This is a genomic window from Rhodococcus cerastii, assembly GCF_033042195.1.
Lineage (GTDB): Bacteria > Actinomycetota > Actinomycetes > Mycobacteriales > Mycobacteriaceae > Rhodococcoides.
The window spans coordinates 459,950-479,420 of the sequence record NZ_JAWLKF010000004.1 but is presented as its reverse complement, the minus strand read 5'-3'; the positions used below and the strand labels follow the sequence as shown (position 1 = coordinate 479,420).

Genomic DNA, 19,471 nt, shown 5'->3' with positions numbered 1-19,471 from the left:
ATGCGAGTCAACTGCACCATCAACGGAAAAGACATGGAAGCCGACGACGTCTGGGAGGGCGAGAGTCTGCTCTACCTGCTGCGTGAACGCATGGGACTCCCCGGATCCAAGAATGCCTGCGAGCAAGGTGAATGCGGTTCGTGCACCGTCTATCTCGACGGCGTCCCCGCATGTGCCTGCCTGGTGGCCGCCGGTCAGGTCGAGGGCCGCGAGATCCGTACCGTCGAAGGCCTCGCCGAAGGCGACAAGCTCGATCCGATGCAGGAGGCGTTCGTCGAATGCGGAGCCGTCCAATGCGGCTTCTGCACACCCGGGCTCGTGGTGCAAGCACACGATCTGATCGAGCGCGTTCCCAATCCGTCGGACGTCGAGATCCGTGAATCACTCGCCGGAAACCTCTGCCGCTGCACCGGATACGAGAAGATCCTGGACGCCGTGCGGCTTGCAGCAACTCGAAAGGCCGAAGCCAAATGACCACTGTCATCTCGGGTGCCTACATCGCGCCCATCGTCGGAGACGAAATCCCCGACGGCTACCTCGTCGTCGAGGGCACGATGATCACCGCCATCGGATCGGGTCCCGCCCCGATCATCCCCGGCGCCGAGACCATCGACGCCTCCGGTTGCCTGGTCACCCCGGGCCTGGTGAACACACACCACCACCTCTACCAGTGGGCGTCCCAGGGCCTGGCCAAGGACAACACGCTCTTCGAATGGCTTGTCGCTCTGTACAAGCCGTGGTCCAAGATGGACGCCGAGGTCGTCGGCGGTGCCGCCGCGGCCGGGCTCGGATGGCTGGCCAAATCGGGATGCACCACCAGCACCGATCATCACTACATCTTCCCCCAGGGCCGAGGCGATCTGTTCGCCGCCGAGATCGACGCGGCGCAACGCATCGGAGTCCGCTTCCAGCCGTGCCGAGGCTCGATGGACCGGGGTGTGTCCGACGGCGGCCTGCCACCGGACGAGGTCGTCGAATCACTCGACGACATCCTCACGGCCACCGCCGAGGCCATCGACACCTACCACGACGCCTCCTTCGGTTCCATGCTCCGCATCGCGGTCGCGCCCTGCTCACCGTTCTCGATCAGCAAGGAGCTACTCGTCGAGTCCGCGACCCTCGCTCGTGCGAAAGGTGTTCGGCTGCATACGCATCTGGCCGAGACCCTCGACGAAGAAGAGCACTGCCTCGCTCAGATGAACTGCACCCCGGTCGAATACATGGAGCAGGTCGGCTGGCTGGGCGACGACGTGTGGTTCGCACACGCAGTGCACCTGCACGATTCCGACATCGCAAAGATGGCGGCCACCGGAACCGGCACCGCCCACTGCCCGAGCTCCAATGCTCGGCTCGGCGCGGGTATCGCCCGGATCTCGGACCTGCTCGCCGCCGGCGCACCCGTCGGCCTGGGGGTCGACGGTTCCGCCTCGGCCGAAATGGTGCCGCTGGCAGGCGAGGTCCGTCAGGCCATGTACATGCAGCGGGCCAAGTACGGACCGACAGCACTGACCGCGCGTCAGGCACTCGAGATCGGAACACTGGGCGGCGCAACGGTACTGGGCCGTCAGAGCGAGATCGGTTCGCTCGAGGTCGGCAAGCTCGCCGACATCGCGATCTGGCGCACCGACGGGTTCTACTCGGCCGTGGACGACCCGGTCGTGGCGTTCGCGTACGGGCAGACACCACCGCTCGCGCGCTTGATGGTGGGAGGCCGGACGATCGTCGAGAACGATGTCTTGACCAGCGCACCGCAGGACGAAATAGGCCGCGCCGGAGCCGATGCGCACCGTCGCCTGATGAAACTCGCGGAGGACGTGCTGTGAGCGCCCCGACCACCACACCCCGGCAAGCTCCCGCCGACATCCCCGCCCCGGGTCGCGGTCGCGTCGGCGACAGCCCGCTGCGACCCGACGGCACGCTGAAGGTCAAGGGCGAGTTCGCCTACTCATCGGATCTGTTCATCGACGGGATGCTCTGGGGCGCAACCCTTCGTAGCCCACATCCCCGCGCGAAGATCGTCTCTGTCGACATCTCGAAGGCGCTGGCAACTCCCGGCGTCGAGGCGGTACTCACCCACGAGGACGTGCCCGGGCGCAAGTGCTTCGGACTCGACCACACGTGGGATCAGCCCGTGCTGGCCTTCGACGAGGTGCGGCACGAGGGCGAACCGATCGCGTTGATCGCAGCCGATCATCCCGAAACCGCCCGGCGCGCAATGGAAAAGATCGTCGTGGTCTACGACGTGCTCGAGCCTCTCACCGATGCCCGACGCGCAGCATTGGACCCGGACTACCCGAAGGTGCAGGAACGCGGCGGAGTGGCGCGGCATCAGCCGGTGCGCGTCGGCAACGTCGCCGCCGCCCGGGCCACCGCGGATGTCATCGTCAGCAGCGACTTCGCCGTCGGCATCCAGGATCAAGCGTTCCTCGGACCCGAGTCCGGCTTGGCCGTGCCCGCCGAGGACGGCGGCGTGGATCTCTATGTCGCAACGCAGTGGATGCACAACGATCTGGCGCAGATCGGGCCGTGTCTCGGCCTGCCCGAGGAGAAGATCCGAATGACGCTGGCCGGCGTCGGCGGTGCATTCGGTGGCCGTGAGGACCTGTCGATGCAGATCCACGCGGCGATGCTCGCCATGCACACCGGCAAGCCGGTCAAGATCGTCTACAACCGGTACGAGTCGTTCTTCGGCCACGTACACCGACACCCGGCGCAGATGCACTACGAATACGGTGCAACCCGCGACGGCAAGCTCGTGTTCGCCGATGTCGAGATAATCCTCGACGGCGGTGCGTACACCTCGGCCACCCTCAACGTGGTCGGCAACGCGGCCTCGCTCGGTGTCGGACCGTACGTCATCCCCAACATCGAGATCGACGCGTACGGGGTGTACACCAACAATCCACCGTGCGGTGCGATGCGTGGCTTCGGCGCAGTGCAAGCATGTTTCGCGTACGAGTCGATGATGGACAAGCTCGGCGAGGCCTGCGGTATCGGACCGGTGGCGATCCGCCAGATCAACGCCGTCAGCCAAGGTTCCATCCTCGCGACCGGCCAGGTCATCGAAGCACCTGCCCCACTGGCCGAAATGCTCGCCCGAGCCGAGGCGATGGAACTACCTGCCCCGCTGGACGCGTCGGACATTCGGAATCTGCCGGGTGGGGCATCGCAGACCACCCACGGCGAAGGCGTCGTACGTGGGATCGGGTACGGCGTCGGCATCAAGAACATCTGCTTCTCCGAGAACTACGACGACTACTCCACTGCTCGCGTCCGTCTGGAGGTGATCGGCGGCGAGGCAACGGCATTGGTGCACACGGCTGCTGCCGAGGTGGGCCAGGGACTGGTGACGTTGGAGGCGCAGATCGCGCGCACCGAACTCGGCGTCACCAAGGTCGTCATCCACCCCGCCGACACCAAGGTCGGTAACGCGGGCTCTTCGTCCGCGTCGCGCCAGTCGTACATGACCGGTGGCGCAGTCAAGACCGCGTGCGAGGCCGTGCGCGAGGCGGTGTTCGTCCTGGCCGGACTGTACCTGGGCCGCGCGGTGGCCGACCTCAGCCTCGACGGCGGCAAGATCGTCTCGGCAACCGACGGCGTGCTGGCCACGATCGAGGACGTACTCGGCGATCGCGTCATCGAGCAGACGCGTGAATTCCACCATCGCCCCACCAGCGGAATGGATCCGGTCACCGGACAGGGCGCGAGCCACACGCAGCTCGCCCTGTGTGTGCATCGCGCAGTGGTGGACGTCGACGTCGAACTCGGACTCGTCAAGGTCGTCGAGATGGCGGCCGTACAGGACGTCGGCAAGATCCTCAACCGGCTTTCACTCGAAGGCCAGATCCACGGCGGCACAGCGCAGGGCCTCGGCCTCGCGGTGATGGAGGAGATCGTCGTCGTCGACGGTCTGGTGAAGAACCCGTCGTTCACCGACTACCTCATCCCCACGATTCTCGACATGCCGCCCATGAAGCTGGACATCCTCGAGAACCCGGATCCCCTGGCACCGTACGGCCTTCGTGGTGCCGGCGAGCCACCCACCCTCTCGTCGACGCCCGCCGTCGTCGCCGCCATCCGCAACGCCACCGGACTCGCGTTGACCCGCGTACCCGTTCGACCCGAACACATCATCAACAGCTGATCTGAGTTCCATCCCCATTCGACGAAACCTTCTCCGGCACAACCGTACCGACGCCAACTCCCCCGGCATGTCGGCCCGGCCCGACGCTCGACGAGGTTGATCACGCCCTGGGAGGGCCGATCATGACCGACGTACACACATCCAGCACTCGCCAAAGCGGACGAGGTCGATCCCAGATCGACAAGTTCTTCGACATCACCGGCCGCGGTTCCACGCTGTCACGCGAAATTCGAGGTGGTGTCACCACATTCGTGGCCATGGCCTACCTGATCGTTCTCATCCCTCTGATCATCGGTGATGCACGCGATGTCACCGGTGCCACGCTCGATCCGGCTCAGTTGTCGACCATGGTGGCACTGTCCGCCGGGCTGACGACCATCCTGATGGGGGTCGTCGGAAACGCGCCCCTCGCGATGGCAGCCGGCCTCGGGGTGACGCCGATCGTGGTGTTCCAGGCGGCCCCGTACATGACCTGGCCGCAGGCGATGGGTCTGGTGGTTCTCGAGGGCGTCGTCATCGTCGTCTTCGCTCTCACCGGCATTCGGCAACTCATCATGGATGCCATACCGCTGGTGCTCAAGCAGGCGATCGGCGTCGGGATCGGTGCATTCATCGCGCTCATCGGCCTGGTCGACGCCGGGTTCGTCGGGCACCACGAGTCAGCAGCAACCGCCGTCACCCTCGGCACCTTCGGCAAGCTCGCCGGCTGGCCGGTGTTCGTGTTCTGTGTCGGGCTCATCCTGATGATCATGCTGTTCGTTCGGAGGGTGCCGGGCGCGATGCTGATCGGCATCTTCGTGGCCACCAATCTGGCCATCATCCTGAACTCGGTGTTCGATATCGAGCCGGAGGCGTGGGGCCCGGTGGTACCGAAAGTGCCCGACTCCATCGTCGCCACACCACAATTCGACCTGCTGTTCAACGTCGACCTGTTCGGCGGCTTCGCCCGAGCCGGAATCGTCACGGCATCGGTTGTCCTGTTCACACTGGTGTTGTCGGGCTTCTTCGACGCCATGGGCACCATCCTCGGAGTCGGCGAAGAAGCGGGCCTGGTCGACAAGCAAGGCAGGATGCCCGGACTGAGCCGCATCCTCACCGTCGACGGTATCGGTGCCATCGTCGGAGGCGCAATCAACGGCTCCGCCAACACCGCCGTCGTGGAATCTGCGGCCGGCGTCACCGAAGGAGCCCGAACCGGTCTCGCCAGCGTCGTCACGGGCGGGTTGCTGACCAGCTTGATCTTCTTCACTCCGTTGGCCGGGGTGGTTCCCGTCGGTGCAGCTGCGCCGGCCCTGGTTCTGGTGGGCGCGCTGATGATGACGCACGTACGCAAGATCGATTGGGAGAACACCGAAATCGCGATCCCGGCCTTCCTGACCATTGTCCTGATGCCCTTCACCTACTCGATCACCGTCGGTGTTGCGGCCGGTGTCATCTCGTACACCCTCGTTCGTCTGGCCAAAGGGAAAGCACGCCAGACGCATTGGCTGCTGTATCTGATGTCGGGTATATTCTTGGTCTACTTCGCCCTGCACCCGATCGAAGAAGCGTTGGGAATCTCGTAACGTGAAAGAGATCGTCGATCGTCTGTCGGCCTGGGATCGCGCCGGCATTCCCTATGCGGTAGCGACTGTCATCGCGGTATCCGGAAGTGCCCCAAGGCTTCCGGGTGCCGCGATGGCGGTCTGCGCCGACGGCGAAGCAGTGGGCAGCGTCTCCGGTGGCTGCGTCGAAGGAGCAGTGTACGAGCTGTGCCGCGAGGTTCTCGAGACCGGTGAGTCCAAGCGAGAATCGTTCGGCTACAGCGACGTCGACGCTTTCGCTGTCGGTCTGACCTGCGGGGGAGTGATCGAGGTGTTCGTCCGCCTCGGACCTCCGCGGGCCGTGCTCGCCGCCATCGCGTCGGACACTGCGGTGGCCACGGTGACGATGCTCTCCGGGTCAGGGGAATCGCTTGCAGTGTCCTCCTCGGCCACGATCGGCAGCACCGGGTTCTCCGATGTCGACGCGGTTGTCGTCGGTGAGGCGCTGGCGATGTTGGACTCCGGCGGTACCGGTATCCGCTCGGTGCGGTGCCGGCCTGATCTCGACGTGTTCGTGCAGTCCTACGCCACTGCCCCGAGGCTGCTGATCTTCGGGGCAATCGACTATGCAGGCGCACTCGCCCGCGTGGGTAAGTTCCTCGGGTATCACGTGACGGTCTGTGACGCGCGACCGGTATTCGCCACTGCTGCACGGTTTCCCGACGCCGACGAGGTGGTCACCGAATGGCCGCACAGCTACCTGGCGCGGACGGCCGTCGACGCCCGCACGGTGATTTGCGTCCTGACGCACGACGCCAAATTCGATGTGCCGCTGCTCGAGGTGGCCCTGCGGTTGCCTGTCGCATTCGTCGGGGCGATGGGATCACGCAGGACTCACGACGATCGCGCGGCCCGGTTGCGCGACGTTGGGTTGACCGAGCAGGAGCTCGCACGCTTGAAGTCGCCGATCGGCCTGGACTTGGGGGCAAGAACCCCCGAGGAGACCGCGCTGGCCATCGCTGCGGAATTCGTCGCCGTGCGACGCGGGGGTAGCGCTCTGCCCCTGACACGAACGGCCGGCCCGATTCATCACGACGGGGCGGCGGGGGACGCGAAGTACGCGTAAGTATCGGCCCGACTCAGCCCACACGTATCGTGCGTTCGAGCAAAGGCAACAGACGATCCCAATGCCGTTGCAGTGCAGCTGCATCGAATGCGGTGGTGTCGGCCATCGTAAATCCGTGTACAGCACCGGGATAGACCTCGGAGGTGTACTCGAGTCCAGCCGCGTCGAGGGCTCCGTCGAGCTCGTCGAGGGCCTCGGGCGTCATATCGCCATCAGCGTGGCCGATGTGGACAGCGGCAAGAGTGGAGCCTGCGGAACGATCCGACGTAGCCGCAACGTCAAGGAGTAACCGATGGGGACTGCCCGGCTCGTCGGTCACGAGCTTCCCCGGATGGAAGCTTGCAGCAGCGCTGACTCGATCGGGGAATGCGGCCGCCGTGCGGATCGCCAGGACTCCGCCCATGCAGTAGCCGACCACTGCTACCTTTCCGGCGCCCACTGCCGGCTGTTCGTCGAGAAATGCGAGATAGTCCTCGGCGTCGGCGCGGGCTCGGTCAGCGGTGTGCTCGGCCAACAGCGGCATCAGCTTCTCCACGAGCGCCGGGCGTGACTCGCTGTCGATGAGCTCGGGTAGCTCGACCACCGGTGCTGGTCCGTGTCGGTAGAAGAGGTTGGGGACCAGCACGTAGTAACCGTGCTCGGCCAGTTCGCGGGCCATGGCCTCCAACACTGGTCGCACGCCGAATATGTCCATGTAGAGCAGGACTGCGGGATGCGGCCCATCGCCGTCAGGGTAGGTGACGAACGCGTCCGCCGCGCCGTCGGTCATGGGAATCTGCACATGTGAACTGGGCACTGGAGTCCATTTCGAGTCGAGGAATCGGGCCCTTGCGACCGTACGCCTGTTGCGATTCGACCTTTCGTGGTGTGAGCAACGTAGAAGTGCCCGGCGAAATCTCGAACTAGTGCTCGCGTCGTGAGCGCCATTGACCACGCGCGATGATCGCGATGACGATCACGACCGCCGAGGCAACGGTCGCACCGAACGCCCCTCCAGTGGGAAGCGCGTTAGTCAGGACCGGAACCGGTGCGAGCACAGCCAGCATGACGGCCACAACCACAACCGGGAAGATGACCACCGCCAAGAACTTGTCCTTCTGCCGATCCCAATTCGGTCCGGCTTGCAGTGCCTTCTCCTTACGCATCACCCACGCATAGAACGGGACCAGCGGTACCACGAGCAGTAGAACCGACAGTGGGTATCCGGTTCTGCCGAGGAGCGCGTAGATCAGCGTCGCTGTCGACGCCGAAGCCCATGTCATGATCACCGCCATGCCGAGAGCCAACAAGAATGGGGACTCTCGTTGCGGTCGATCAGATCCGGGCGGAATCTTTTGATCGTTCACTGTCACAACCTCCACGCTGGAAGCACGCCGCGATGATGCCACCGACGCCCGACAAACATGCGGTCGGCTTCCGCGGCTTCAGCGGAAATCGCTCGGAACGTACCACCACTGATACAGGTGAACATGATTCGCGCGGAACTCGCAATGCCGCCGAGCTCGCGGGCGCACCGAGCAGCAGTTCCTCCTGTTGCCCTTGCTCAGAGCGCCCGAGCCAATGTATTTACGTTTCTGTCGGTGGGTCGAGATACCATTCTCTTATTCGAACAGGCGTTCTTGTTTCGGCTCACCGGGGGGTGAAAAAATTGGGTGCTGTACCGACTGTGTCACTGGAGGCGTTGACCGCGGCTGCGCGTGAGGAGAATCGGCAGGCGGCCCGCAAGATCACCGCCTGCTATCGCGTGCACTGCGACTGGATCGCCCGGGACGCCAAGCACAAGCATTACAGCCGATACGGGCGCACGGAGATGGCAGTGGCATTGGGCTGCTCGGCGACGGTCGCCGAAGCGTATGTGTCCGTCGGTGTCGCCCTGCACACCCGGCTTCCTCTGGTGAAGACCACGTTCGAGGCAGGCGAGATCGATCTCCCCCGCGTGCGGACGGTATGCCGGATCCTCGACAACCTCTCCGACGACATCGTCACCCGCGTCGAAGCCGAGGTGGTCGAGGCGGCGCGGAGGTCGTCCCCGGGCCCGCTCGAGCAGGCGATCTGGGACATCCTGCTGCGCGTCGCACCCGAAGAAGCCGCGGCGCTGCGGGAGTTCGCGAAGAAGTTCCGGACCGTCACCTACAGTCCCGCCGGCGAACTGGCCCGCATCCGAGCCGAGCTGACCGCCCCCGAAGCCGCCGCCGCATGGCAACTCCTCGAAGAGATGGCCGACACCCTCTGCCCGAAAGACCCGCGGGGGAAGAAAGAACGCCTGTGCGATGCCTTCATGGCCCGCATGCACGGAGAACCCCGACTGGCATGCCTGTGCCAACGCGAGGATTGCCCGAAGAAAGACACCGCGTTGCCGGATCGACGGGTGCCGCTCACGATGATCACCGTCGACATCGCCACCCTCATCGGGCTACTCGCCAACCCCGCCTACCTCGCCGGGCACGGATCCATCGACCCCGACCTCGCGCGAGAGTTGGCACGCAACAGTCACTGGCAGATCCTGCTTACCGAAGCAGTGACCCTCGCCGAGAAACTCGGACTCGCTGTGCAGAACCCAGAGACCGGGGAATGGGAACGACGCCCAGACAGCGAGAAGACATCGGCTGCAACAGAACCCGAGACGGAAACAGCGACGGACGAAGACAACGACACGGGCTTGGGCTTGGGCTTGGCTGCAGACTCGGCTGCGGCTGCGGCTGCGGCTGAGGGAACTGGGTCGGGGGCGGACTCGAGGTCGGCGACAGATTCCTCGACCGAACCGACCCCGGCCAGTTCACCGGCAGCCGCAGGTGCACCTGCACCTGCACCTGTACCTGTACCTGTACCTGTACCTGTACCTGTACCTCGAAATACCTCGACACCGGCACCGGAGCCCGCAGCACCGGCACCAGCGGCACCTGAGTCACTCGCAGCTGAGGTCGCCGATGCCGAGGAGACCGACGAGACCGGCGAGACCGGCGATGCCGAGGAGAACGACGAGTCCAAACCCGCACCTGCGACCGCCCCTCCAGCTCAGGCAACGTCGGCCACCGACCCAGACACCGATCCTGTTCGGAAGCACGCAGCGACACGCGCAGGGACGCCAGTGATCGCCCCTCCCGCTCAGGCAACATCGGCCACCGGCCCTGACCTCGCTGCGTCGCCTGAACCGGCGTCAGCGTCACCACCACCTGCGAGACGGACACCGCCGGCACCTGCTATCGCACCGAACTGTTCGGAATCACGCTCTCCCGCAACTCCATCCGACTCTGCGACATCCGGGGCGACGTCAGCCCAAGGCCCGGAACCGAGAACAGGCTCCACTGCCACTGCCACTGACGTTGCCGCTGACGCTGCTACTGCCGCCAGCGACAATCCACGCCAGCGTCGCCTGGGATCACTGACCTCCGCTGCAGCCCTGTTCTGCACCCACACACCCGTCGGCCGGGGCACACGGCACAGCTCTGCCCTCGACCTGGACGACATCAGACATCCCGCCCGCAACATGAGAGCACTCGACCTTCGCTCGGCAATCCGGCTGAACAACCCAACAATCCCCACTGCAGACAACACACCCGCAAACCGCACACCCTCAGGCCTCTACCTCGGCAACGCCACCCTCGCCGCAGCGCTCGAAGCCGCCATCGCCGCCGACCCCACCCTCGGCAAATCAGTACCCCGCGATCCACTCACCGACCGCGCCCTGATCTACCGGCCCGACGCCCTCACCACCGCCGCCGTCCGCCTGCGCGACAAACACTGCCGCTTCCCCGGCTGCCACCGACCCGCCGCACGCTGCCAACTCGACCACATAGTGCCCTTCGACCACGCCAACCCTCGCGGCGGCGGCTGGACCACCGTCAACAACCTCCAATGCCTCTGCGACTACCACCACTCCGTCAAAACCGCCGGCTACTGGACAGCCATCATGCTCCCCGGCGGAGCCATCCTGTGGACATCGACATCCAAGACCACCCGAATCACCCTGCCCACCAACGCAACATCCGTACCCATCCTCGGCAACGACCTCAGGCCACACATCCCCACAAAACCGAAACGATCCGGCCACATCGCCTACCCCAACCCACCCGACAACCTTGAGCCCGACAACCACGAGACCGGACGCCACGAGGACACGAAGCCACCGTTCTAGAAGGTCAGCGCTGGCGGCGCAACAACTGTCCGGTCGACAACTCCGAGCCCGCGATCCACGACCGTCGCACCACACCCGATAGGCCCAGTCGATCGTAAGCAGTCACCGGGTTACGGTGGTACAACTGCGCAACGTCGACGCTGAACTCCTCCTCGGGTGCGAACACCACAAGGTCTGCAGCGCAACCGATTTCGATGCGTCCACGATCTGCCATACCCACCTGATCAGCCGTGTTCGTGGCCATCCACCGCACGATGTCGGTCAGCGCGAACCCACGGGCACGCGCCTCAGTCCACACCGCTGCAAGTGACACCTGCAGCGACGCAATCCCACCCCACGCATCGCCGAAGTCTCCGGTGTCGAACCGCTTCAGGTCGGGCGTACAGGGGGAGTGATCGGTGACAATGGTGTCGATCGTGCCGTCGGACAGACCCTGCCACAACAACTCACGGTTACCGGCCTCGCGGATCGGCGGGCAGCACTTGAACTGAGTCGCCCCGGCCGGAACAGCCTCGGCGTCGAAACACAGATAGTGCGGACAGGTTTCGACCGTCACCCGAACACCGTCCCGCTTGGCCGCCGCAATCATCGGCAACGCATCCGCGCTCGACAGGTGCAGAATGTGCACCCGACACCCCGTCCGCCGAGACAGCTCGATCACCTGCTCGATGGCCCGGTTCTCGGCCGCACGCGGACGCGATTCCAGAAATCCCGAGTACTCGCGGCCCGACGCGGACGGTGCCTCGGCGATCACCTCTGCGTTCTCCGCATGGACGATCATCAGCCCGTCGAACGATGCGATCTCGATCAGAGCCTTCTCGAGCTCCGGAATCGTCAGCGGCGGAAATTCGTCCACGCCCGACGCCAGCAGGAAGCACTTGAAGCCGAATACGCCTGCATCGTGCAGTGGCCGCAGCTGATCGACGTTCCCCGGCACGGCACCGCCCCAGAACCCGACGTTCACGACCGACTGATCCGCTGCCACCCGCCGCTTGATTTCCAGAGCTGCTACGTCGACAGTCGGCGGAATGCTGTTGAGCGGCATATCGACAATGGTCGTGATGCCACCCGCCGCGGCAGCCCGGGTGGCGCTCGCGAACCCTTCCCATTCGGTGCGCCCCGGCTCGTTGACGTGAACATGCGTGTCCACCAAACCCGGCAGCAACACCTCGTCCGAGCCGAGCTCGACCACGATGCCGGAGAGCACCGAAGCACCAGCATCATAGGAGTCGATCGCCACGATCCGGCCGTCCACCACCGAGACCGAAGCGGCGACCTCCCGTCCGCCGATCACCGCTCGCGAAGCGCGGACAACGAGATCCGCCGAATCAGACTGCACTGGAGGCACTCTGAAGCTCGGACGACTTCCACGCAACATCTGCCGCATCGAGAGCCTCGGCGTCGAGTTCACCGAACAATCTCAATCGGGACAGTCCGCCGTCGGGGTACACGTCCAATCGCAGGTGCGTGTACGCGTCGAACTCGTTCAGCAGGAAGCGATGACGCGTATCCGGCTGAACGGCGGTGCGGGGCAGAATCTCGCTCCATGCCGTCGGGTCCGTGATGTGTCGACGACGAGAATCGATGGCGCTGAGTCGAATCCACCCCGGCGCGTTTCCGACGTAGTAGCTGGTGTCGACCTCCACGTGCCGCGGAACACCGGGTGAAGCGAGGGCGAAGACTGCGAAGTCGTTGCCGCCGTTGCGTCGTCGCGAGTTTTCCCAACCTTCACCCATGTTGCGTGCCCGCCCGGGCAGGATGATGTTGGCCGGGGAGGAGTAGAACGCGTCGGAGCAGTCGATCAGCCGAGCTCCGTTCTCGGCGGCCAGCAGATCGACGGTGCCGGCGAGGAACCGCGGATCCTGCACCACCTGGCCGTGCACACGGAACCGGGCAACGCCGCCGTCGGGGTAGATCGACAGACGCACATGCGTCCACCGGTGCCGATCGTCCACCGCATACATGTTCGCAGTGTCACCGGCTGCGGGGGACTTGTCGACGATGCTGTGCCATTCCGCATTCTGCACGTCCTCGATGGACGGGTAGCCCTCGATCGATGCAGCCTCGACGGAGACGAACGGCGGGTAGTTCCCAGTGAAGTGAGCGGTGTCGACCACGACTCCGTGCACGATGCCGGGGGCTCCAAGTCGCACGATCGCCCAGTCGTGACCGCCTTCGTCGCGGCGACGCCGAGTCTCCCAGCCGTCGTACACCTTTCCCTTGTGCCCGAAGTCCTCGGGATCGAACAGCGGAGCGTCCGGCTTGATCAAGTTCTCGCGCTGGGCGAACAGCTCGTCGTTCGCTGCGGAGACGCTGCCGCCGAGCGCCCGAGAAGCAAGGTCGGTCAGCGTGGTGAAATCGGTTCCGGTCATGAAGTTCCTTCCAAAATGTGTGTGGTGGCCAACGTTCGACCTACCTCGTGCAACAACCGAGCCGCGTCACGCATGGAGATCTGCGGGTCCGGCTCCAGGTCGGTCAGCGAATAGGACGCGGTGATACCGAAGGGGCGCAATCGATCCAAGCCGACGACGCTGCGTCCCGCCACGGTGATCACCGAGACCCCCGCCGCGCGCGCTGCATGAGCGACTCCGATCGGTGCCTTTCCGTGCAGGCTCTGCTCGTCCAGCGAACCCTCACCGGTGACGACAAGGTCGGCCGACGCCAGAGCGCTGCCGAAGTCGATCAGCTCGAGCACGGTGTCGATCCCCGGCTTGGCCGCAGCACCGAGTACAGCCATGGCACCGAAGGCGGTTCCGCCGGCCGCCCCGGTGCCGGCGAGACCGCTCACGTCGCGGCCGATTGCGTTGCGTACCAAATGCGCCCACTGCCGCATCCCGTGTTCCAGATACAGCAACTCCTGCGGCCCGGCACCCTTCTGTGGGCCGTAGACAGCCGCGGCTCCGGTGACACCGAGCAACGGATTATCGACGTCACAAGCCAGCTCGAACACCGCATTCCGAGCCGACGGCATTAGACCGCTCAGGTCGAGGTGGACTGCACCCCGCAGCGGACCGCCGCCGAGCGCAACGTCGTTGCCGTCGGCATCGAGGATGCGGGCACCGAGCGCGCTGAGCATTCCGGCACCGCCGTCGGTGGATGCGCTGCCCCCGAGTCCGACGACGAGATGCCGCGCACCTCCCTCCAGAGCGTGCCCGATGACGGTACCGAGACCGAACGTACTGGCCCCCAGCGCATCCGGCTGTCCATTCGGCAGCAGCTCGAGCCCTACCGCCGAGGCCAACTCGACGACCGCAGTATCACCACGACGGGCATACGACGTATCGACCGGCTCACCGGTCGGCCCCGAGCAGGTCACTGCCACTCGATCCCACCCGGCGGTGACGGCAGCATCGACGGTGCCGTCACCGCCGTCGGCGACGGGTAGGCACACCGTTTCGAGCGACGAGTCGACCGAGAGCATCCCCTCGGCCACCGCCTGCGCGACCTCCGCTGCCGACAGCGAGCCCTTGAACTTGTCGGGAGCGAGCAGAATGCGCGTCATCTCTAGTCCAGCAGGAGCAGCGCAGTGGGGGCATCGGCCGATGTGTTGGCCAGCTCCTCGAACTCGCCGACGTTGTCGATTTCGGTGCCCATCGAGATGTTCGTGACCCGCTCGAGAATGATCTCCACCACGACGGGGACCTTGTGCTCGTTCGCCAACGTCCTGGCCCGCACCAACGTCTCGCCGATGAGGTCGGGCTCGGTGACTCGAAGCGCTTTGCAGCCCAGCCCTTCTGCCACCTGCACGTGGTCGACGCCGTAGCCCTTCGGGATACCGGGCTGAGCGTCCAAGGTCTCCTGGTGGTTGATGTTGTCGAATCCGAGCTGCACGCAGAAGTCCATGTCGAAGGCGCGCTGCGCCTGCCGGATCAGCCCGAGGTACGAGTTGTTCACCACCACGTGCACGTACGGCAGGTTGAACTGCGCACCGACGGCCAACTCCTCGATCATGAATTGGAAGTCGTAATCACCGGACAGTGCAACGACATTCGCCGACGGATCGGCAGCCACTGCTCCCAGTGCCGCGGGAATGGTCCAGCCCAGTGGGCCGGCCTGACCGCAGTTGATCCAGTTGCGGGGAGAGTAGACGTGCAGGAACTGCCCGCCCGCGATCTGCGAGAGTCCGATGGTGCTGATGTAGCGGGTGTCGCGGTCGAAGACCTTGTTCATCTCCTCGTACACGCGCTGCGGTTTGATCGGCACGTTGTCGAAGTGCGTGCGCCGATGCATCGTGCGCTTACGCGTCGCGCAGTCATCCACCCAGCCCGAGAGATCACGCAGCGTGCCTGCCGCACGACGCTCCTCGGCGACGGCGACGAACTGCTCGAGGGCCGCCTTGGCGTCGGAGATGATGCCGTAGTCGGGTGCGAAGACACGTCCGATCTGGGTCGGCTCGATGTCGACGTGGACGAACTTGCGTCCCTTGCGGTAGGTCTCCAGCCCGCCGGTATGCCGATTGGCCCAACGGTTTCCGATGCCGAGTACGAAGTCCGAGGCCAACATCGTTGCGTTGCCGTAGCGGTGGGCGGTCTGCAAGCCGACCATGCCTGCGGCGAGACGGTGATCGTCGGGGATGGTGCCCCAGCCCATCAGGGTCGGGATGACCGGAACGTCGAGAATCTCGGCGAGCTGCACGAGCAGGTCGGAGGCGTCGGCGTTGATGATGCCGCCGCCGGCCACGATCAACGGGCGCTCGGCAGCCAGGAGCATGTCGATGGCCTTCTCTGCCTGAGCGCGCGAGGCAACGGGCTTGTGCACGGGCAGCGACTGGTAGGTGTCGGGATCGAAGTCGATCTCGGCCAGCTGCACGTCGATGGGCAGATCGATCAGCACCGGGCCGGGCCGTCCTGAGCGCATCAGGTGGAACGCCTGCGCGAAGGCACCGGGAACCTGGGCCGGTTCGAGCACCGTCATCGCCATCTTGGTCACCGGTGCGGCGATCGACGCGATGTCGACGGCCTGGAAGTCTTCCTTGTGCAACCTCGCGACGGGGGCCTGTCCGGTGATGGCGAGGATCGGAATCGAGTCGGCCATGGCCGAATACAGCCCGGTGATCATGTCGGTTCCGGCCGGGCCGGAGGTTCCGATGCAGATGCCGATGTTGCCCGGAGCAGCCCGGGTGAATCCCTCGGCCATGTGCGAGGCACCTTCGACGTGGCGGGCCAGCACGTGGCGGATCCCCCCGTGGTTGCGCATCGCCGCGTAGAACGGGTTGATCGCGGCACCGGGCAAACCGAATGCCGTTGTTGCACCTTCGAGTTCGAGGATCTTCACTGCGGCATCGGCCGCGCGCATCTTGGCCATGTCAGTTGTCCTTGCTCGAGATCGCGGAGCCCGAGAGCCGAGCGACACCGCGGTACAGCGCCGAATGGTCGAGACCGCCATCGCCGTTGGCGCGGGCCGAGGCCATCAGCTGCGCCAACACGGCACCCATCGGAATCACGACGCCCGCCTCACGTGCAGCGGAGGTGACGATGCCCAGATCCTTGTGGTGCAGGTCGATGCGGAAGCCGGGCTCGAACGAGCGGTCCAGCATCTTCTGCGCCTTCTGATTGAGCACGGCCGAACCGGCGAGGCCTCCGCCGAGAACCTCGACCGACGCTGCCAGATCGACGCCGTAGGCCTCGAGGAACGCGATCGCCTCGGCCAGCACCTGAATGTTGCCGGCCACGATCAGCTGGTTGGCTGCCTTGACCGTCTGCCCGGAGCCACTGGGGCCCACATGAGCGACGGTCTTGCCCACGACGTCGAGAATCGGCTTGGCAGTGGCGAAGTCGTCCGCGCTGCCGCCGACCATGATCGACAGCGTCGCGTTCTCGGCACCGGCCTGGCCGCCGGAGACCGGAGCGTCGAGGATACGGAAGCCGCGCGAGATCGCGTCGGCAGCCAACGTGGCGGTGACGTCGGGACGGATGCTGGAGAAGTCGATGATCAGCGCGTCGCGTCGAGCATTGTCGAACACCCCGCCCTCACCGGCGAGAACCTCCTGCACATCCGGAGAATCGGGGACCATGATCGCGATGACGTCTGCGTCGTGAACGGCCTTGGCGATGGAATCGGCAGCAGTGCCGCCTGCCTCGACCAAAGGACCTGTGCGATCTGGGGTCAGGTTGTAGCCGACCACCTGATGGCCCGCCTTGGCGAGATGAACGGACATGGGGCTGCCCATGATTCCGAGGCCGATGAATGCAATGGTGCTCATGAAAAATCCCTACTTGGTAGTGGTGGCCAGTTCGAGCCACGCGAACGGATCCGGCTGGGTGGCTTTGTATTCGAGTCCGACGTAACCGTCGTAACCCCGTTCGGCGAGGCCGGCGAGTTGTCCGCCGAGGTTGAGTGAGCCGGTACCCGGTTCTCCGCGGCCCGGTGAGTCGGCGATCTGCACGTGCCCGATCAGATCGTGGTGGGCATCGAGCGCCGCGGGCACGTCGTCTCCGTTGACGGCGAGGTGGTACAGGTCGGCAAGCAGACGCAGGTTGTGTACGTCCTGTTCACGCGCGACGCGGAGGATGGTGGCGACGGCACCGGCAGCAGACTTGATCGGGTAGGCGGGCGCGCCGCTGACGGGTTCCACCAGCACGACGGCACCGATCCTCGCTGCGGCCTTCCCTGCTGCCGCCAGGTTCTCGATCGCGACCTCGTCCTGGTCGAGCGGGTCGACGCCGTCGATACGATTTCCGTAGAGGGCGTTGAACGCGGTGGTGCCGAGTTGTTCGCCGATGCCGACCGTGGCGTCGATGTTGTCGCGGAACGCCTGCTTCTGCGCTGGATCGGACAGAATCCCGCGATCGCCTGAGGGCATGTCGCCGGCGGCGAAGTTCAGTCCCGTCAGCTGCACCCCGGCATCACGGACCGAAGACACGAACGCGGTGACATCGGCGTCGGACGGCACCGGATTCGAGAACGGCCACCAGAATTCGACGGCATCGAAGCCGGCATCGCGGGCTCGCTGCGGTCGATCGAGCAACGGAACATCGGTGAAGAGAATGGAACAGTTGACGGTGTAGTGGAGCCGAGAGTCAGCGAAAGTGTTCATGCACGGTGCCTTTCAGTTCTGAGGTTGCGGTAGTCCGCGGTAGCGACGCCAACTGCCGGCATAGGTGATGTCGGTCAACTCGTCCGGTTGCGCATCGAGCACCCCTGGCCGCAGGCCGACGCCCAGGACCGACCGCCCGTCCTCGAGCGCCACCACGGTGAGCTCGAGCTCCGGCGGTTCGTCCGGCAGGAAGGCCGTCCGGATGTCGTCGAGCGGAATGTCGTACAGCTCGCCTTCGATGGCCGCACCGGCAGTGTGATCGAGCAACAGCGCCGGGAATTCGTCCCGTACCGAGAAGAAGCGGTAATTCGGGGTGGTGCGCACCGTCCCCACGAACGGGTGGGACGAGACGTTGTGGTGCAGGCTGCCGCCACGCATCGCACCACCGTTGCAGAAAAGCTCCGTCATGAAGTCGTTCCTCTCGGGCTCGAAGGGCAGGACTAAAAGTCCGTATGGTGGAATATGTATTCCGGTCGATGGACCGAGTGTGGCGTGCACCACGTGGATCTGTCAAGACCCGAGTGCACGGTCCGCGCGACCGCAGTGTCCAATACCGCAGTGCAGCAACGCCGAACGGATCGACGTGGATGCCTCGAGATCGACCCTTGACACTGCATGTGATCGGTGTCACGCTCATTTGGTGGAATCAACATTTCGTATTGCGGAATCGGATACGGTCGCTGACTTGAACACGGCCTCCGAGGCCGACGCGGCACGCACACTCTCGCTGTGCCTCGACGTGCCCCGCTGGGTTCGGGAAGTTCTGAACGCCCGGCCGTTCACCGACGTGCAGGCCCTGCGCCACGCCATCCATCGCGCTGCCACACCATTGACAGCCGATGAGGTTCACCGCACACTCGCCGTACATCCGCGCATCGGCGAGACACCCGACGGAGACGACGCAAGCGCTCGGCACGCGAGTAACGAGCAATCCGGCGTCGACGTCTCGGATGAGGGCGTCGAACAGCGGCTGAGAGCAGGAAATCTGGCCTACGAGAACCGGTTCGGGCAGGTGTTTCTGATCAGGGCCGCCGGCCGGGATGCCCACGCAGTTCTCGACGCTCTGCACAGCAGGCTCGGCAACGACCCCGCGACTGAGGCCGTCGTCGTCGAGCACGAACTGCGGGAGATAGCCGAGATTCGTGCAACAGGAAGCCTCGGCGATGTCTGACCCGAGAAGCCATGTGACCGCTCACGTGCTCGACGCGGCGAGAGGCGTTCCTGCGCAGGGTGTCTCGGTAGTCCTCGCCGATCATCACGGTATCCACGTTGCCGACGCCGTCACCGATGAGCAGGGCCGGGTCGGGACGCTCGGCCCCGCCGAACTGGAACCGGGTACCTACCGACTCACCTTCGCCACCGGTGCGTACTTCGCGGCCCAGCACACCGAGTGCTTTCACCCCGAGGTCGTCGTCACCTTCGAGATCACCGCACCCGACCAGCACTACCACATCCCACTTCTGTTGAGCCCATTCGCTTTCACCACCTATCGAGGGAGCTAGAACCC

The 19,471-nt window shown here is 65.1% G+C and carries 17 protein-coding genes; 8 read left to right on the top strand and 9 right to left on the bottom strand.

The window, feature by feature from the left end; genetic code table 11:
* The 5 genes from R3P93_RS11665 (at nt 1) to R3P93_RS11645 (ending at nt 6,793) form a co-directional block, all read left to right on the top strand.
* A complete protein-coding gene (locus R3P93_RS11665; protein WP_068048485.1) occupies nt 1-474 on the top strand; it encodes a (2Fe-2S)-binding protein in 474 nt (157 codons plus the stop codon).
* On the top strand, nt 471-1,823 hold the full coding sequence (locus R3P93_RS11660; protein WP_149406810.1) for an 8-oxoguanine deaminase: 1,353 nt from the start codon (nt 471-473) through the stop codon (nt 1,821-1,823). The genes R3P93_RS11665 and R3P93_RS11660 overlap by 4 nt, the downstream gene beginning before the upstream one ends.
* Nucleotides 1,820-4,144, top strand: coding sequence for a xanthine dehydrogenase family protein molybdopterin-binding subunit (locus R3P93_RS11655; protein ID WP_269596614.1), 2,325 nt, complete (start codon nt 1,820-1,822; stop codon nt 4,142-4,144). Before R3P93_RS11660 ends, R3P93_RS11655 begins: the two co-directional genes overlap by 4 nt.
* A gap of 122 nt (nt 4,145-4,266) precedes the next feature.
* Nucleotides 4,267-5,709 carry an NCS2 family permease gene (locus R3P93_RS11650; protein WP_317533063.1) on the top strand — a complete coding sequence of 481 codons (1,443 nt, stop codon included), beginning with the start codon at nt 4,267-4,269 and terminating at the stop codon, nt 5,707-5,709.
* A gap of 1 nt (nt 5,710) precedes the next feature.
* Complete coding sequence (locus R3P93_RS11645) at nt 5,711-6,793, top strand: XdhC family protein (RefSeq protein ID WP_317533062.1); 1,083 nt, start codon at nt 5,711-5,713, stop codon at nt 6,791-6,793.
* Nucleotides 6,794-6,806: 13 nt separating this feature from the next.
* Here R3P93_RS11645 and R3P93_RS11640 read toward each other — a convergent pair whose 3' ends face one another.
* Together R3P93_RS11640 and R3P93_RS11635 are read right to left on the bottom strand one after the other, a co-directional pair.
* A complete protein-coding gene (locus R3P93_RS11640; RefSeq protein ID WP_317533061.1) occupies nt 6,807-7,562 on the bottom strand; it encodes a dienelactone hydrolase family protein in 756 nt (251 codons plus the stop codon).
* 133 nt (nt 7,563-7,695) lie between these two features.
* Complete coding sequence (locus R3P93_RS11635) at nt 7,696-8,055, bottom strand: hypothetical protein (protein WP_149406807.1); 360 nt, start codon at nt 8,053-8,055, stop codon at nt 7,696-7,698.
* A 386-nt stretch (nt 8,056-8,441) separates the two neighbouring features.
* Between R3P93_RS11635 and R3P93_RS11630 the strand changes: the two genes are divergently transcribed.
* Nucleotides 8,442-10,928, top strand: a complete 2,487-nt coding sequence (locus R3P93_RS11630) for an HNH endonuclease signature motif containing protein (protein ID WP_317533060.1) — start codon at nt 8,442-8,444, stop codon at nt 10,926-10,928.
* Between the two features lie 4 nt (nt 10,929-10,932).
* Here the strand turns inward: R3P93_RS11630 and allB are convergent, their stop codons facing one another.
* From allB to R3P93_RS11595, 7 genes are read right to left on the bottom strand one after another with little or no spacing between them, the layout of a single operon-like run.
* Nucleotides 10,933-12,306: an allantoinase AllB gene (gene allB, locus R3P93_RS11625; RefSeq protein WP_394855282.1), complete on the bottom strand. Its 1,374-nt coding sequence runs from the start codon at nt 12,304-12,306 to the stop codon at nt 10,933-10,935.
* Nucleotides 12,257-13,300 (bottom strand): allantoicase, encoded by a 1,044-nt coding sequence (gene alc / locus R3P93_RS11620; RefSeq protein WP_269596138.1) that lies wholly within the window; start codon nt 13,298-13,300, stop codon nt 12,257-12,259. Before alc ends, allB begins: the two co-directional genes overlap by 50 nt.
* Entirely contained in the window at nt 13,297-14,430 is a 1,134-nt protein-coding gene (locus R3P93_RS11615; protein WP_149406804.1) for a glycerate kinase, read from the bottom strand. The genes alc and R3P93_RS11615 overlap by 4 nt, the downstream gene beginning before the upstream one ends.
* A 2-nt stretch (nt 14,431-14,432) precedes the next feature.
* Nucleotides 14,433-16,232 carry a glyoxylate carboligase gene (gcl, locus tag R3P93_RS11610; RefSeq protein ID WP_149406803.1) on the bottom strand — a complete coding sequence of 600 codons (1,800 nt, stop codon included), beginning with the start codon at nt 16,230-16,232 and terminating at the stop codon, nt 14,433-14,435.
* Between the two features lies 1 nt (nt 16,233).
* Nucleotides 16,234-17,130: a 2-hydroxy-3-oxopropionate reductase gene (locus R3P93_RS11605; protein WP_149406802.1), complete on the bottom strand. Its 897-nt coding sequence runs from the start codon at nt 17,128-17,130 to the stop codon at nt 16,234-16,236.
* Between the two features lie 9 nt (nt 17,131-17,139).
* The gene (locus tag R3P93_RS11600) at nt 17,140-17,964 is read right to left on the bottom strand and encodes a hydroxypyruvate isomerase family protein (protein ID WP_317533059.1); all 825 of its coding nucleotides are present in this window, start codon (nt 17,962-17,964) and stop codon (nt 17,140-17,142) included.
* Between the two features lie 12 nt (nt 17,965-17,976).
* Nucleotides 17,977-18,372, bottom strand: coding sequence for an allophanate hydrolase-related protein (locus R3P93_RS11595; protein ID WP_032385160.1), 396 nt, complete (start codon nt 18,370-18,372; stop codon nt 17,977-17,979).
* On the opposite strand from R3P93_RS11595, the gene uraD reads away from it, so the two are divergent.
* Together uraD and uraH are read left to right on the top strand one after the other, a co-directional pair.
* Complete coding sequence (gene uraD, locus R3P93_RS11590; RefSeq protein WP_149406800.1) at nt 18,371-19,135, top strand: 2-oxo-4-hydroxy-4-carboxy-5-ureidoimidazoline decarboxylase; 765 nt, start codon at nt 18,371-18,373, stop codon at nt 19,133-19,135. The genes R3P93_RS11595 and uraD overlap by 2 nt on opposite strands.
* A complete protein-coding gene (uraH, locus tag R3P93_RS11585) occupies nt 19,128-19,466 on the top strand; it encodes a hydroxyisourate hydrolase (protein ID WP_149406799.1) in 339 nt (112 codons plus the stop codon). Before uraD ends, uraH begins: the two co-directional genes overlap by 8 nt.
* Nucleotides 19,467-19,471: the final 5 nt, after the last annotated feature.

Excerpts from the sequence above, each read along its gene's own strand:
- R3P93_RS11595 (WP_032385160.1), bottom strand. The coding sequence starts at position 18,372 with ATGACGGAGCTTTTCTGCAACGGTGGTGCGATGCGTGGCGGCAGCCTG.
- R3P93_RS11650 (WP_317533063.1), top strand. The coding sequence starts at position 4,267 with ATGACCGACGTACACACATCCAGCACTCGCCAAAGCGGACGAGGTCGA.
- uraH (WP_149406799.1), top strand. The coding sequence starts at position 19,128 with ATGTCTGACCCGAGAAGCCATGTGACCGCTCACGTGCTCGACGCGGCG.
- R3P93_RS11615 (WP_149406804.1), bottom strand. The coding sequence starts at position 14,430 with ATGACGCGCATTCTGCTCGCTCCCGACAAGTTCAAGGGCTCGCTGTCG.
- allB (WP_394855282.1), bottom strand. The coding sequence starts at position 12,306 with ATGTTGCGTGGAAGTCGTCCGAGCTTCAGAGTGCCTCCAGTGCAGTCT.
- R3P93_RS11660 (WP_149406810.1), top strand. The coding sequence starts at position 471 with ATGACCACTGTCATCTCGGGTGCCTACATCGCGCCCATCGTCGGAGAC.
- R3P93_RS11605 (WP_149406802.1), bottom strand. The coding sequence starts at position 17,130 with ATGAGCACCATTGCATTCATCGGCCTCGGAATCATGGGCAGCCCCATG.
- gcl (WP_149406803.1), bottom strand. The coding sequence starts at position 16,232 with ATGGCCAAGATGCGCGCGGCCGATGCCGCAGTGAAGATCCTCGAACTC.
- R3P93_RS11640 (WP_317533061.1), bottom strand. The coding sequence starts at position 7,562 with ATGACCGACGGCGCGGCGGACGCGTTCGTCACCTACCCTGACGGCGAT.
- alc (WP_269596138.1), bottom strand. The coding sequence starts at position 13,300 with ATGACCGGAACCGATTTCACCACGCTGACCGACCTTGCTTCTCGGGCG.
- R3P93_RS11600 (WP_317533059.1), bottom strand. The coding sequence starts at position 17,964 with ATGAACACTTTCGCTGACTCTCGGCTCCACTACACCGTCAACTGTTCC.
- uraD (WP_149406800.1), top strand. The coding sequence starts at position 18,371 with ATGAAGTCGTTCCTCTCGGGCTCGAAGGGCAGGACTAAAAGTCCGTAT.
- R3P93_RS11665 (WP_068048485.1), top strand. The coding sequence starts at position 1 with ATGCGAGTCAACTGCACCATCAACGGAAAAGACATGGAAGCCGACGAC.
- R3P93_RS11635 (WP_149406807.1), bottom strand. The coding sequence starts at position 8,055 with ATGACATGGGCTTCGGCGTCGACAGCGACGCTGATCTACGCGCTCCTC.